Here is a 14,666-nt window from a genome sequence, read left to right on the forward strand (position 1 = left end):
CATGGCCCGGTTCGTGCTCGAGCGCGTCATCGCCGCCCCGCCGGCCGCCGTGTTCGCGTCGTCGCTCGATCCCGGGCTGCACCTGCGGTCGATGCAGCGGCACCGCGAGACGATGGTCGAGGCACCTGCAGGCGGTGCGTTCACGGAGGGATCGACCGTCACCTGGCGCGCGCGACACTTCGGCATCCCGTTCCGGCTGCGTTCACTCGTGTTCGACATCGACGAGCCCCACCGCTTCAGCGACCGCCAGATCGCAGGCCCCTTCGCGTCGTACCTGCACGAGCATGTGTTCGAGGAGCATCCCGACGGCACCCTCATGCGCGACACCGTCACGTTCCGCTCCCCCCTCGGCCCGCTCGGGCGGCTCGTCGACCGGCTGGTGATGCGCGCGTACCTGCGGCGGCTGATCTCGGAACGCAACGACGCCCTGGCATCCGAGATCGAAGGGCCCGGGCGTACCCTGTCGGCATGAGCGAACTGCGCCTGCACACCACCCTCGAAGGTCGCGGTCCCGCCGCGGCGATCATCCTCACCGACGAGCAGGTCGCCGCGTTCGGGGCGGGCCGGACGTTTCCGGTCGCCGTCACGATCGGCGGGCGCACCGCCCGGCTGCGCCTCGCACGCATGGGCGGGCAGAACATGATCGGGCTCAGCAAGGCCGCCCGCGCCGAGCTGGGGGTGGAGATCGACCAGGAGGTCGACGTGGTCATCACGGTGGATGCCGCCGAGCGCGAGGTCGAGATCCCGCCCGCGCTGACTGCGGCGCTGGACGCCGACCCTGCGCTGCGCGCCGCCTTCGAGGCCCTGTCGTACTCGGTGCGCAAGGAGCACGCCCGGTCGGTCGCCGACGCAAAGCAGTACGCCACCCGAGAGCGCCGCGTCGAGAAGATCGTCGAGGCGCTGCGCGGCTGACCCGCCGGCCTCGCGTGCACAATTCAGCAGCAACGGCTGATCCGCCTGCCGAATCGGCGTCGACGGGACGTTCTGGCCCCGGTCATGCTGAGTTGTGCACCGCGGCTCCGCGCGACTCCGCGGCTCAGCGGTTCTGGAAGTCCGGCGCACGCTTCTCCCGGAAGGCCGCCATGCCCTCCTTCTGGTCCACAGTGTCGAACAGCGCGGCGAAAGCCTGCTTCTCGTGCTCCAGACCCTCGGCAAGAGACGTCTCCATCGCGGCGTCGAGGGCGGCCTTCGCGGCGAACAGCGACGGCAGCGACTTCGAGGCGATCCCCTCGGCGAGCGTCGTCGCCTCCGCGAGCAGTTCGGATGCCGGGACGACACGTGACACGAGGCCCGAACGCTCCGCCTCCTCGGCGCCCATGAACCGGCCGGACAGCACGAGCTCGGCCGCCTTGTAATAGCCGACGGCGCGGATGAGACGCTGCGTCCCGCCCATGCCCGGGATGACGCCGAGGTTGATCTCGGGCTGACCGAACTTCGCGGTGTCGGCCGCGAGGATGATGTCGCACATCATCGCGAGCTCGCATCCGCCGCCGAGCGCGAAGCCCGACACGGCGGCGATGACGGGGGTGCGCACCGCCGCGAACTCGTGCCAGATGCCGAAGTGGTCGGTCTCGAGCATCTCGGCCGCCGACATGGCCTCCATCTCCTTGATGTCGGCACCGGCGGCGAACGCCTTCTCGGATCCGGTGACGACGATCGCGCCGACGCCGTCGTCGAGGTCGAACGCCTGCGCCGCGGCCGTGATCTCCTCGGCGATACGGGCGTTCAGGGCATTCAGCGCCTCCGGCCGGTTCAGGGTGATCCAGCCCACCCGTCCGCACTGCTCGACCAGGATCGTCTCGTACTCGGTCATCGTGGACCCCTCTCCGTCGTGGTCATCTCAGTATGTCGGGCGCCCGTCTCGCACACGCCGCCTCGATCCGCACACGGATGCCCCCCGACAGTGTGCGGATCGGGGCACCGTGTGCAGATCGGGACGGGGACCACGCAGACTCACACGCGGCCGTCGCGGATGTCGGTGATGATGCCCGAGAAGTCGCGGGTCGCGCCCTCGCCCGCGGCGAACGCGGCGTAGAGCTCCTGGGCGAGCCGGCCCATCCTGGCATCCGTCGACGTCTGCTCGATCGCCTGCAGCGCGAGCCCGAGGTCCTTCGCCATCAGGGCTCCGGCGAATCCCGGCTGGTAGTCGCGGTTCGCGGGGCTCGTCGGCACCGGGCCGGGCACCGGACAGTTGGTGGTGATCGACCAGCACTGACCGGATGCCTGCGAGACGACGTCGAAGAGCGCCTGGTGCTCGAGCCCGAGCCGCTCCCCCAGCACGAACGCCTCGGCGACGGCGATCTGCGACACGGCGAGCACCATGTTGTTGCACACCTTGGCGGCCTGCCCGAGGCCGGGTCCGCCGCAGTGGACGATGCGCTTTCCCATGACCTCGAGCAGTGGCAGAGCGGCCGCGTAGTCCTCGTCGCTGCCGCCGACCATGAAGGCGAGCGTCCCCTTCTCGGCGCCGACCACTCCGCCCGACACCGGCGCATCGATGTTGCGGTGGCCCGCGGCGAGCGCGAGTGCGTGGGCGGCGCGGGCCTCGTCGACCGCGATGGTCGACGACTCGATGAACAGGGTGTCCGGCCGCGCGGCGGCGAGGAGTTCGGTGCGGTACGCGTCGATCACGTGCCTCCCCGCGGGGAACATCGTGATGACGACGTCGGCGGAGGCGACGGCATCCGCCCCGCTGTCCGCCACCGGGATGCCGGCCTCCTGCGCCGCCTCGATCGCCGCGGGGACGAGGTCGAACCCGTGCACCTCGTACCCCGCGGCGACGAGGTTCTTCGCCATGGGCAGGCCCATGTGGCCGAGGCCGAGGAACGCGACGCGGGATGCGCCGGATGCCGTGCTCATGATGCGCTCCGCATCGACGCCGACCCTGCCGGCCGCAGCATCTCCCGGCCGACGATCAGGCGCATGATCTCGTTCGTGCCCTCGAGGATCTGATGCACCCTCAGGTCGCGGACGACGCGCTCGATCCCGTAGTCCTGCAGGTAGCCGTAACCGCCGTGCAGCTGAAGCGCCCGGTTCGCGACGTCGAACCCGGCATCCGTCGCGAAGCGCTTGGCCATGGCGCAGCGCATCGTGGCATCCGGCGCGTGCTCGTCGACCGCCTGGGCACCGTCGCGGACCATGAGTCGGGCCGCCTGCAACTCGGTGCGCATGTCGGCGATCGCGAACAGGATCGACTGCTTCTCGGCGAGCGGCTCACCGAACGCCACGCGCTCGTGCACGTACTGCACGGCCCGGTCGAGCGCCCACTGCGCTCCGCCGAGCGAGCAGGCGGCGATGTTCAGGCGACCTCCGTTGAGCGCGGACATCGCGATCGCGAATCCCCTGCCTTCGTCGCCGAGCAGAGCGGATGCCGGCACCCGCAGGCCGTCGAAGATGACCTGGCGCGTGGGCTGCGCGTGCCAGCCCATCTTCTTCTCGGGTGTGCCGAAGCTGAGACCCTCGGCGTCGCCGGGGACGAGGAACGCGCTGATGCCGCGGGAGCCCGGCTCGCCGGTGCGTGCCATGACCACATAGACCGCCGCCTCGCCGGCCCCGGAGATGAACTGCTTGACGCCGGTGAGCACATAGTCGTCGCCGTCGCGCACCGCGCTCGTGGCGACGTTCGCGGCATCCGACCCGACCCCCGGCTCGGTGAGGCAGTACCCGCCGAACTCCTCCATCGCGGTCAGCTGCGGGAGCCACCGGCCGCGCTGCGCGTCGTCGCCGTACGTGTCGATCATCCACACGACCATGTTGTGGATCGAGATGTACGCGGCGACGGCGGGATCGCCCTGGGCGAGCTCCTCGAAGATCGCGACGGTGTCCGAGCGGCTGAGGGCCGTGCCGCCGAAGTCCTCGCGCACGTAGATGCCGCCGAGTCCGAGCTCTCCCCCACGCCTGAGCGATTCGCGGGGGAAGATGTGCTTCTCGTCGCGCTCGGCCGCGAACGGGGCGAGCTCGGTGTCGGCGAACTCGCGCACGGCGTCGAGGATCGCCTCGCGCTCCTCGACGGTGGTGGTGACGGTGGTCATGGTCATGTCGATTCCTTGTGGGAGTGGGTCCCTGAGCCTTTCGAGGGGCGAGGGTCAGTGCATGGTCGGGATCACGAAGCTCGCGCCGTCGCGGATCCCCGCTGCCGGCCAGCGGCTCGTGACCGTCTTGGTCTTCGTGTAGAAGCGGAAGGCGTCGGCACCGTGCTGGTTCAGGTCGCCGAATCCGCTGCGCTTCCAGCCGCCGAAGGTGTAGTACGCGATCGGCACGGGGATCGGCACGTTCACCCCGACCATGCCGACCTCCACCCGAGCGGCGAAGTCGCGTGCGGCGTCGCCGTCACGCGTGAAGATCGCGACGCCGTTGCCGTACTCGTGCTCGGACGCCATCCGCAGAGCCTCCTCGTAGTCGGCGGCCCGCGCGATGACGAGCACCGGGCCGAAGATCTCCTCGCGGTAGATCGCCATGTCGGTCGTGACGTGATCGAAGAGCGTCGGCCCGAGGTAGAAGCCCTCCTCGTGCCCGGGCACGGAGAGCCCGCGCCCGTCGGCGAGAAGAGTCGCCCCCTCGTCCACGCCCTGCTGGATGTACCCCTCGACGCGTTCGACGGCCGCTCTGGTGACGAGCGGCCCGTAGTCGACGTCGGCGGCGAGCGAGGGGCCGACCCGCAGCTGCGCCACCCGCTCCGTGAGCTTCGCGGCCAGGGCCTCGGCAGTCTCCTGCCCGACCGGCACCGCGACCGAGATCGCCATGCAGCGCTCGCCCGCCGAGCCGTAGCCCGAGCCGATGAGCGCGTCGACGGCCTGATCCAGATCGGCGTCGGGCATCACGATCATGTGGTTCTTGGCCCCGCCGAAGCACTGTGCCCGCTTGCCGTGGGCGGCGGCCGTCGCGTAGATGTACTCGGCGATGGGCGTGGAGCCGACGAACCCGACGGCGCGGATGCGGTCGTCCGTGAGCAGGGCGTCGACGGCCTCCTTGTCTCCGTGGACGACGTTGAGGACCCCGGCCGGCAGACCCGCCTCGAGGAACAGCTCTGCGATCCGCACCGGCACCGAGGGGTCGCGCTCGCTGGGCTTGAGCACGACGGCGTTGCCTGCCGCGAGCGCCGGTCCTGCCTTCCACAGCGGGATCATGGCGGGGAAGTTGAACGGCGTGATCGCCGCCACGACGCCGAGGGGCTGCCGCATCGAGTACACGTCGATGCCCGCGCCCGCTCCGGTCGAGTATTCACCCTTCAGCAGGTGCGGGGCGCCGGCGGAGAACTCGATGACCTCGAGTCCGCGCTGGATGTCGCCCTTCGCGTCGTCGACCGTCTTGCCGTGCTCGCTCGCGAGGAGTTCGGCGAGCGAGGTCATCTCGCGCTGCGCGAGGTCGAGGAACCGCAGCAGCACCCGTGCGCGCTTCTGCGGGTTCGTCGCCGCCCACTCGACCTGAGCGGCCTCGGCGTTCGCGACGACCCGCGAGACCTCTTCCGCGGAGGCGAGCGGCACGCGAGCCTGGACGGATCCGGAACTCGGATCGAACACGTCGGCGAAGCGGCCGCCGTCGGGGGTGAGCAGCGATCCGCCTACGACATGGGGGATGGTACGAGTCATTGTGCGATGTCCCTTCGTGCCTTCTTTGGCACTGTGACGATGGTACTTCGGCATCCGCTCATTTACTAGGGCGTCCTTGCAGTTTCCGAAAGCCCGGCGACTCGACGGGGGGATGCGCTGGGAAAACGCTTCCCGGTAGGCTGGCGGACATGCACTACGGCGCCGACTACAACCCCGAGCAGTGGCCGCGTGAGATCTGGCCCGACGACGTCCGGCTCATGCGCGAGGCGGGCGTCACCATGGTGAGCCTCGGCATCTTCTCGTGGTCGCGCATCCAGCCGGCGGAGGGCCGGTTCGACTGGGAGTGGCTCGACGAGATCATCGGACTGCTGCACGAGGGCGGCATCCGGGTCGACCTCGCGACAGCCACGGCATCCCCTCCCCCGTGGGCGTCCGCCGCGTACCCCGAGATGCTCCCGCGGGATGCCGACGGCTCGATCTTCTGGCCGGGCAGCCGGCAGGCGTTCGCGCCGTCATCGCCCGTCTACCGCCGACTCGCGTCCGAGCTCGTCACCGCCCTCGCGGAGCGCTATGCGCGGCATCCGGCCGTCGTGCTGTGGCACGTCAACAACGAGCTCGGCTGCCACCTGAACTACGACTACTCCGATTCCGCACGCGACCACTTCCGGCGGTGGCTGGAGCGCAAGTACGCGAGCATCGAGGCGCTCAACCACGCCTGGGGCACCGACTTCTGGTCGCAGCGATACACGGCATTCGACCAGATCGTGCCGCCGCGCAAGGCTCCGTACAGCATCAACCCCACGAGCGTGCTCGACTTCAAGCGGTACACCTCCGACACGCTGCTCGAGCTCTACGTCATGGAGCGCGACATCATCCGCGCGGCGGGGGCGACGCAGCCGATCACGACGAACTTCATGGGCGCGTTCCCTCCCGCCGACTACTGGAAGTGGGCGGCCGAGGTCGACGTGATCGCCGATGACAACTACCCCGACCCGAACGATCCCGAGTCGTTCCGCGGTGCGGCCTTCGCCCGCGAGCTCATGCGCGGCCTCAAGCCGGGCGTCCCGTGGATCCTCACCGAGCAGTCGACGAACGCCCTGAACTGGCGGCCGACGAATCCGCCCAAGGCGCCCGGCCAGATGGCCGCGCTGAGCGCGCAGGCCATCGGCCGGGGCGCCGACGGCATCATGTTCTTCCAGTGGCGTCAATCCCGCCGCGGCAGCGAGAAGTTCCACTCGGCCATGGTTCCGCAGGCGGGTCTCGAGACCCGCACCTGGAAGGAGGTGGTCGAGCTCGGAGGTCAGCTCGCTCAGCTCCCCGATCTTCCCGATGTCTCCTCGCACGCCCGTGTGGCGCTCGTCTTCGACTGGGAGAACTGGTGGGCCATCGGGGGTCGCGACCACCCCGTGCCCCTGGACTACCTCGCACTCGCGCACCGCTGGCACGCGGCCCTGCACCGGCTGCACCTGTCGATCGACATCGTGAACACGACCTCCGACCTCAGCGCCTACTCGCTCGTGGTGGCTCCGCAGCAGTACCTGCTCGGCGACGAGGGAGCGGCCACCCTGACCGCCTACGTGGCACAGGGCGGCTCGCTCTTCGTCTCGGCGTTCAGCGACGTCGTCGACGAGGACGACGCGTTCCGCGAGGGCGGGTTCATCGTGGGTCTCCGCGAGGCGCTCGGGGTGGCGCTCGAGGACTTCGGCGCCCTCGTCCCGCCCGAGACGCTCACCACCCCCGACTCGGCCGGCGAGACCGCGACGCACATCGAGGGCGACGGACCGGGGCAGTCGGAGGCGCCGCTCGACGGCCCCGCCGGGCGCATCGTCGGGCAGTACCTCGCCGAGGAGCTCATCGTGCAGGATGCCGAGATCCTCGGCCGCTTCACGGAGGGGCGCACCGCCGGCCGCGCCGCATTCACGCGCAAGTCCTTCGGCGACGGGCACGGGTACTACCTCGCGACGATCCCCGACGACGACGGGATGCTCGCCGTGCTGCGCTGGCTCGCGGGCGAAGCCGGAGTCACGGCGGAGATCGAGGGGCTCCCCCCGCGCGTCGAGATCGCGCGGCGCGGCAGCATCCTCACCGTCATCAACCACGGCACCGACCCGGTGTCGGTCGATGTGCCGGGCACGGACGTGCTCTCGGGGTCCACCGCGGTCCGTCGCGAGCTCGGCGCCTTCGGGTGGTGCTTCATCGACACCGGCGGGGTGCTCGGCGCCCGCTGACACGGAGAGAGCGGATGCGGCTCGCCGCCGCATCCGCTCTCTCCGTGATCCCGTGAGCTCTCGCTCAGTAGACGATCACCGGAAGCGGGAGCCTGCCCCGCGAGTCCTGCCACGGTTCGGTGCCGTCGAAGCTCACCGTGAGCAGGTGCAGTCCACGGCCGAGCTTCGGCACGGCGACCGAGACCGACCCTGCGGATGCCGTCGTCAGCTCCACCGTGGCGACGACCTTGCCGCGATCGCGCACGGTGACCGTGCCCACCGGGGCGCTGCCGTCGGCCGACGCGACCGAGACCTTCACGGTGGCGCTTCGTCCCGACTTCACCAGCACGTCCGCCGATGCGCGCACGGAGGTGTCGATCGGCTGCACCTGGTCATCCACGAGCACCGCCACCGACCGCGCCGGCACGGTCACGGTGCCGGACGCCGCATCCCACGTCGTCGTCTTCACGACGGCATCCGCCCCGTTCGCCTGAGCCGGGGTGAGGGCGAACGACCGCCCGGCCAGCCCGCTGACCGTCTGGGTGACGGCATCCGGCGAGGCGTTGAACACGACCAGCGCACCGTCGAGCTCGGGGTCCGCATCGCCGCCGACGAGGTCGTCGATCTGCATCGTGATGACGCCGGGCACGGCGCCCTGATCGCCGTGGGGGAACGTCACCTTCTGCTGGATCAGGTCCGCCGAGCCGAGGCGCAGCAGGTCGACCTCTTCACGCACGCGCAGCAGATCGAGGGCGGATGCCTCTGCCGCGGCCATGTCGGCGGCCGCCGGCTTCAGGGCGGGGTTCGACAGCAGCGGCGCCATGACCGGCCACTTCTCCTGATTGTCGGCCGCCGTCGGCAGCCCGGACCCGAAGGTGGACTCCTGTCCGGTCCAGTCGATGCGGTTGAACCAGTCGCCCGAGTTGTAGCTGTTGCGATCGAGGGACTTCGACCGCAGCAGCTCGGTGCCCGCGTGCCAGAACGAGGGCGACTGCGAGAGCGTCACGGTCGCCAGCGACAACGTGTTCATGCGCACCCGATCGCTCATCGAGGTGTCGACGGGCAGCTTGAGCACAGAGAGGTCGTACAGCGTCTCGTTGTCGTGCGCGTCGACGTAGTTGATCACTTCATCCGGCTGATCGGCGTACCCGGCGGCCGAGCCGCGGTAGTCGATGTCCTCGCCCGCGGTCACCGCCCCGTCGCTCGTCGTGAAGGCGTAGTCGCGGAGGTTGCCGGCGAGCCCGAGCTTCACGAGGTCCGTCTCGTGCCCGAGGTCGGCGAGCGCCTGCTCCGTGGAGCCGTTGACGGGGTCGCCGTTCGGGTCGGTGCCGAGCCCCGTGCCGAAGCCCTGACGGAACGTCGACGAGGCGTCGACCGGGCTGCCGCCGTGCACGGCATCCCGCAGCCGGTCGTTGAACGTGCCGATCCCGGTACCGCCGAGCTGACCCTGCGTGGCCTGCTCGAACAGCGCGTCGTCTGCGACCTCGCCGAAGTTCCATCCCTCGCCGTACAGGTACACCGCCGAGCCGTCGACGCCGTCCTTCTTCAGCGTGAGCGCGTCGAGCGCGTCGCGGATCGCCTGCATATTCGTCGTCGAGTGGTGCCCCATGAGGTCGAACCGGAACCCGTCGACCTTGTAGTCGCGCGCCCACGTGACGATCGAGTCGACCATGAGCTTCTGGGCGGCGAGGTGCTCGGTCGCCACGTTCTGGCAGCAGGTCGAGGTCTCGACGCCGCCCGCCGCGTTCAGCCGGTGATAGTAGCCGGGAACCACCTGGTCGAGCACCGACCTGTCGGCCTGACCCGATGCCGCGGTGTGGTTGAACACCTCGTCGAGCACGACCTGCAGGTCGAGGTCGTGCAGCGCGCCGACCATGGAGCGGAACTCGCCGACCCGCGCGCCGCCGTCGGCGTCGACCGCATACGAGCCCTCGGGCGCCGAGAAGTGGTACGGATCGTAGCCCCAGTTGAACGCGTCGGCATCGGCGACGGCCTGGATGCAGGCCTGCTGCGCCGTGTCGGCGGGGCCGAACGAGGCGAGGTCGCAGTCGGGTGCGGCCTGCGCGGCGCGGTCCTCCTCGATCGAGGCGATGTCGAACGACGGGAGCAGATGCACGGTGTTGATGCCGGCATCCGCCAGCTGTCGCAACTGCTGCGTGCCCGCACTGTCGCGAGTGAACGCGAGGTAGGTGCCGCGCTCGGCCTCCGGCACGCTCTCGTCGCTCGCCGAGAAGTCGCGGATGTGGAGCTCGTAGATCGCTCGGTCGACCGAGCGCTCCACCAGCGGAGGCTTCGCCTTCTGCCACTGCTTCGGCTGCCAGGCCTTGTCGTCGAGGTCGATCGCGACGGAGCGCTCGGAGTTCAGGGTGAGGCCCACGGAGTACGGGTCGGTGATCCGGTTCGTCTCGATCGCGCCGGTCGTGGGGGCGAACACCACGACCTCCCACAGGTACTCGTCGCCCTTGAGGTCCTTCTTGCCCTTCACCTCCCAGACACCGGACGCCGCATCCCAGGCCGCCTCGTGGCGCACCGGGTCGCCGTCGGCGCCCTCGTTCCAGGTCAGCAGCGTCGCACTCTGCGCGGTGGGCGCCCACAGACGGAAGGTCGGGTTCTTGCCCGAGAACGTCACGCCCAGATCGACGTCGTCGAGGGCTGCGGCGTAGAGGTCGTCGAGCACGCCGGCGATCTGCACTCCCGTGAAGGCGGTGAGCGCGCCGGCCTCATCGCGCTGGGCGACGGCGAGCTGCGTGCGCAGCAGCGCCGCGGCATCCGCCTCCGGCACTCGAAGGGCCAGGTAGCCCTCGAGGGCCGGGAAGCGGGCGAGCTGCTCGTCGGTGAGACCGCCGTCGATGACCGTGAGGTCGATCGGGTCGGAGCCTGCGACCTCACCGTCGACCACCGCGAGAGACGCGTCGGTCGCGGAGTACAGCTGGTACGACGCGCCGTCCGGCGAGCCGAGGGTCGCGGGCCACGCGATGGTCTCGGCATCGATCCACTGCGCGCGCTGCTCGCCGGTGCCGGGGAGCACCGGGTCGGCACTCGTGACCTCGAGGACATGCGTGGCCAGCGTGTAGCGGAAAGACGTCACGCTGCCCTCGGTCGCACTGAACGAGATGTTCGCGCCGTCGCGCACGCCGTCGGCGCCGTAGTTCTCGGCCCAGCTCACATCGTGGGCCACCTTGAGCTCGTAGGCGCCGGTGGGCAGGTCATCGGTCGAGAACTCGTAGACGCCGTCGCGGTCGCCGTCGGCCATGAGCGTGCCGAGGCAGTCGGGCGACCAGTCGGCCGCGCAGCCGAGCTCGTCCTGCAGAGAGCCGGGCAGCGTCACGATGGGTCCGTCGGCGGTCGACTGCACGATGTTCGTGCGCGGGTCGAAGTAGAACGTGATCGGTCCGCCGGAGTGCGTGATCGACACGTTCGCGCCGTCGGGCACGCCGTTCGCGCCGTAATTGATCGCCCAGCCGCCGTTGACGGCCGCCTTGAACTCGTAGTCGCCGGCGGGCAGATCGAAGGTTCCGGCCCAGACGCCGTCGGCGCGCAGCGCGAGCTTCGCCTTCTCGCAGGCGGGATCCCAGTCACCGGCGCACCCCATCTCGGAGTTGAGGCTGCCCGGAACCGTCACCATGTCGATCGGCGACTCCGGCTCCTCGGGCACCTCGAGCGTCACGGCGTTGCCCACTGAGGCGTAGGTCGACGCGGCGGCGTGGTGGCCCGCGGCATCCGTCGTCACCGCGCGGTACTCGAGGAGCGTGCCGTTCGCGAGGTCGCGGATGTCGTGGAAGACGCGTGGGTCGGTGTCCTCGGCGGTGCCGAGCGGCTGCCATTCGTCGGAGCCCACGACGCGGTAGGCGAAGCTCGTCTGCGCCCACTGATCGGCGATGTCCGCCTGCACCGCGGACTGCCCGGTGACGCCGGCGCCGGCGGCCGGCGCCGCGACCGTGAGCGCCGCCGCCTCGGCCGGTGCGCTCACCGTCGCATCGGCCTTCCACACGACGGCGGAGAGCGCCGGGACGGTGACGGATGCCGCAGCACCGGCATCCGTGCTGATCGGCGTGGCATCGCCGTACAGCACCTCGTACGATGCGTCGGCCGTGAGCGTCGCCAGGTCGACCGTCTGCGACGTCGCGGCGTTGTTCACCGCGACGAGGTACTCGACCTTCTCGTCGGCGTCGACGCGGGAGAACGCGTAGACGCCGGCCCCGGCGGCGGCGTGCCGTTCGATCTGCGCTCCGCTCTCGAGAGCCGGATGCGTCGAGCGCAGATCCGAGAGCGCCGCGACGTGCTCATAGAGCGGGGCATCCGTCGCATAGCGATCGACCGAGCCCGCCTGCTCTCCCGTGATGAGGTTCTGGTCCGCGTACTCCGCGACCTGCGTGGCGAACAGCGACTGGCGCGCGTTCTTGTCACCGCCGGCGCCCGTGAATCCCTGCTCGTCGCCGTAGTACACGACCGGCTGACCGCGGGTCAGGAACATGAGCTCGTGCGCGAGCTCGTCACGCTGCAGCGGAGCATCCGTCGACTGCAGGAACGATCCGACCCGGCCCATGTCGTGGTTGCCGAGGAAGGTCGGCAGTGCGGTGGCCGACGAGTCGGGTGTCGTGTACCGATCGTCTCCGGCGAACAGCGACTGCAGACCCTTCGCCGAGTTGCCGGACGCGTAACTGACGGCCGAGGACTGGAAGGTGAAGTCGAGGATCGAGTTCATGTCGGTGTCGCGGACGTACGGCGCGAGCTTGACCGGGTCGGCGTCGTAGACCTCGCCGAACATGAAGAAGTCGTCGTTGCCCTGAGCGTGCGCGTAGTCGAGGACGTCGGTGGTCCACTGCTCCCAGAACTCGAAGTTCACGTGCTTGACGGTGTCGATGCGGAAGCCGTCGATGCCGAGGTCGATCCACTGGTCGTACACCTCGACGAAGCCGTTGACGACCGTGGGGTGCTCGGTCATGAGGTCGTCGAGACCGTCGAAGTCGCCGTACGTGACCGACTCCCCCGACCAGGTCGAGTTGCCGCGGTTGTGGTACAGCGTGGGGTCGTTCAGCCAGGCGGGGACCTTCACGTCGACCTCCGCCTCGGCGATGACCGGGGTGTAGGGGAAGCTCGTCGCCGGGTCCAGCGCGGGGAACTCCCCCGTGCCCGCATGGTCGGCCGGATCGAACGCCGTGCCCGCGGCATCCGTGTACGGGCTCGTCGCCTGGTCGATGTAGGAGTACTGGCCCTCGGCGTAGTCGATCACGTCGGCGGTGTGGTTCGTGATGATGTCGAAGTACACCTTGATGCCGCGCTCGTGCGCATCGGCGATCAGGGCCTCGAGTTCGGCGTTCGTGCCGAGGTGCGGATCGATGCGCGTGAAGTCGGTGATCCAGTAGCCGTGGTACCCGGCCGAGGCGTTCGCCCCCTCGCCCTGCACCGGCTTGTTCGCGAAGCTCGGAGTCAGCCAGATCGCTGTGGTGCCGAGACCCTCGATGTAGTCGAGCTGCTGCCGGATGCCGGCGAGGTCGCCGCCCTGGTAGAAGCCCTTGTCGGTGGGGTCGAAGCCGGTGGCCATGCGGTCGCCCTCGAGCCCGCCGGCGTCGTTGGCCGGGTCGCCGTTCGCGAAGCGATCCGTCATCACGAAGTAGAACTGCTCTCCCGCGCCGGCCTGGCGCACGGGTGCGGAGATCAGCGCGTCGTCGTCGGACGTGTATCCGTCGCGGAGGTCGGTGACCTCGAGTCCCACCCGCTTGCGGGTGTCGTCGAACGTGAAGCGCAGGGTCGCGGGTCCTGCGATGGTCAGCGGGATGTTGTCGCCGCCGCCGTCCAGACCGTAGGCCTCGTCCCACGCGTCGTTCAGGGCCACCTTGTACTCGTAGTCGCCGGCGGGCACCTCGAACTCGGCGGAGTAGACGCCCTCCGCACCGGTCGGGGCGAGCTCGGTCTCCGCACAGTCGGGGGCCCAGTCGGCCGCGCACCCCAGTTCGGACTGCAGGGAGCCGACGAGCGCGACCGTGCGGTCGGCGGCGGATGCCGGGGCGATGCCGATGCCTGCGAATCCCGAGGCGAGGAGCGCGGTGACGGCGAGGAGTGCGGTCGAGCGCGAGGCAGTCTTCTTCGACGGTGCCAGTGTGAACACGTGATGCTCCCTGAGTGGCTGCGGACACGACGACGTGCCCGGATGCTGTGCGAGTGAAGCTAGCAGGTGGGCGACGAATGCTGCAAGCGCTTCCAGTGGTGCTGTGGCGATAAGTCGGTGCGTGGGCTCGATCTCTTGGCCGAAAGTCGTAAGCGCTTGCAGACGCGCGTGCGAGGCGCGATCAGGAGTTCGTGCCTCGTTCACCGTTCGGACACCTCGGCCGGGTACAACTGCTTGAGCGCGGACACAGAGACTCAGACCGGATCGGGTAGTCACGTCACCCGCGCGACACGGTGAGCGTCTGCTCCCGGTGCGGTGACACACCGCACAAGACCCCCGCCGAATCGGGTCGGCGGGGGTCTTCTCTGTTCGGGGCGCATAGGGTGGCGCGCGCTGGGGAAGGCCGCGTGCGCTTTGGGAAGGCCCTGTGCGCTTGGGAAGGCCGAACCCCGGGATTTCGGCCTTGCGAAGCGCATTCGGCCTTGCGAGGTGTGCGGCCTTGCGAGGTGCGCGGCGTGCGGCGGCGCGGGATGCGGCGGCGCATGGTGTGGCGCGCGCTTCGGAAGGCATCGTGCGCTTGAGAAGGCCGAACCCCGGGATTTCGGCCCTGCGAAGCGCATTCGGCCTTGCGAGGTGTGCGGCGGCGCGGGGTGCGGCGGCGCATGGTGTGGCGCGCGCTTCGGAAGGCATCGTGCGCTTGAAAAGGCCGAACCCCGGGATTTCGGCCTTACGAAGCGTATTGGGCCTTGCGAGGCGTGCGGCGGCGCGGGGTGCGCGGCGGGGCGCGGGGTGGGCGGGGGC

Annotated in this window: 8 protein-coding genes; 3 read left to right on the plus strand and 5 right to left on the minus strand. The window is 69.9% G+C overall.

Features of this window, described 5'->3' with window-relative positions:
* Window position 1 precedes the first annotated feature (1 nt).
* Together BN2660_RS03660 and BN2660_RS03665 are read left to right on the plus strand one after the other, a co-directional pair.
* Window positions 2–472 (plus strand): SRPBCC family protein, encoded by a 471-nt coding sequence (locus BN2660_RS03660; RefSeq protein ID WP_091227454.1) that lies wholly within the window; start codon window positions 2–4, stop codon window positions 470–472.
* Window positions 469–912 carry a YdeI/OmpD-associated family protein gene (locus BN2660_RS03665; protein WP_091227456.1) on the plus strand — a complete coding sequence of 148 codons (444 nt, stop codon included), beginning with the start codon at window positions 469–471 and terminating at the stop codon, window positions 910–912. Before BN2660_RS03660 ends, BN2660_RS03665 begins: the two co-directional genes overlap by 4 nt.
* Window positions 913–1,036: 124 nt before the next feature.
* Here the strand turns inward: BN2660_RS03665 and BN2660_RS03670 are convergent, their stop codons facing one another.
* The 4 genes from BN2660_RS03670 to BN2660_RS03685 all read right to left on the minus strand — a co-directional run bounded on the left by BN2660_RS03670 (window position 1,037) and on the right by BN2660_RS03685 (window position 5,588).
* Window positions 1,037–1,813, minus strand: coding sequence for an enoyl-CoA hydratase-related protein (locus BN2660_RS03670; protein ID WP_091227458.1), 777 nt, complete (start codon window positions 1,811–1,813; stop codon window positions 1,037–1,039).
* Between the two features lie 140 nt (window positions 1,814–1,953).
* On the minus strand, window positions 1,954–2,859 hold the full coding sequence (mmsB, locus tag BN2660_RS03675; protein ID WP_091227461.1) for a 3-hydroxyisobutyrate dehydrogenase: 906 nt from the start codon (window positions 2,857–2,859) through the stop codon (window positions 1,954–1,956).
* Entirely contained in the window at window positions 2,856–4,037 is a 1,182-nt protein-coding gene (locus BN2660_RS03680) for an acyl-CoA dehydrogenase family protein (protein WP_091227463.1), read from the minus strand. The genes mmsB and BN2660_RS03680 overlap by 4 nt, the downstream gene beginning before the upstream one ends.
* A gap of 48 nt (window positions 4,038–4,085) precedes the next feature.
* Complete coding sequence (locus BN2660_RS03685; RefSeq protein ID WP_091227465.1) at window positions 4,086–5,588, minus strand: CoA-acylating methylmalonate-semialdehyde dehydrogenase; 1,503 nt, start codon at window positions 5,586–5,588, stop codon at window positions 4,086–4,088.
* 149 nt (window positions 5,589–5,737) lie between these two features.
* On the opposite strand from BN2660_RS03685, the gene BN2660_RS03690 reads away from it, so the two are divergent.
* Window positions 5,738–7,777: a beta-galactosidase gene (locus BN2660_RS03690; RefSeq protein ID WP_255305010.1), complete on the plus strand. Its 2,040-nt coding sequence runs from the start codon at window positions 5,738–5,740 to the stop codon at window positions 7,775–7,777.
* A gap of 64 nt (window positions 7,778–7,841) precedes the next feature.
* On the opposite strand, the gene pulA is transcribed toward BN2660_RS03690, so the two are convergent.
* Complete coding sequence (gene pulA, locus BN2660_RS03695) at window positions 7,842–13,865, minus strand: pullulanase-type alpha-1,6-glucosidase (protein ID WP_255305011.1); 6,024 nt, start codon at window positions 13,863–13,865, stop codon at window positions 7,842–7,844.
* Window positions 13,866–14,666: the final 801 nt, after the last annotated feature.

Origin of the sequence: Microbacterium sp. 3J1, from assembly GCF_001049495.1 — a bacterium.
Lineage (GTDB): Bacteria > Actinomycetota > Actinomycetes > Actinomycetales > Microbacteriaceae > Microbacterium.

What these genes read in the sequence shown, in the direction of transcription:
- BN2660_RS03660 (WP_091227454.1), top strand. Translation starts at nt 2, where the DNA reads ATGGCCCGGTTCGTGCTCGAGCGCGTCATCGCCGCCCCGCCGGCCGCC.
- BN2660_RS03670 (WP_091227458.1), bottom strand. Translation starts at nt 1,813, where the DNA reads ATGACCGAGTACGAGACGATCCTGGTCGAGCAGTGCGGACGGGTGGGC.
- mmsB (WP_091227461.1), bottom strand. Translation starts at nt 2,859, where the DNA reads ATGAGCACGGCATCCGGCGCATCCCGCGTCGCGTTCCTCGGCCTCGGC.
- BN2660_RS03680 (WP_091227463.1), bottom strand. Translation starts at nt 4,037, where the DNA reads ATGACCATGACCACCGTCACCACCACCGTCGAGGAGCGCGAGGCGATC.
- BN2660_RS03690 (WP_255305010.1), top strand. Translation starts at nt 5,738, where the DNA reads ATGCACTACGGCGCCGACTACAACCCCGAGCAGTGGCCGCGTGAGATC.
- BN2660_RS03665 (WP_091227456.1), top strand. Translation starts at nt 469, where the DNA reads ATGAGCGAACTGCGCCTGCACACCACCCTCGAAGGTCGCGGTCCCGCC.
- BN2660_RS03685 (WP_091227465.1), bottom strand. Translation starts at nt 5,588, where the DNA reads ATGACTCGTACCATCCCCCATGTCGTAGGCGGATCGCTGCTCACCCCC.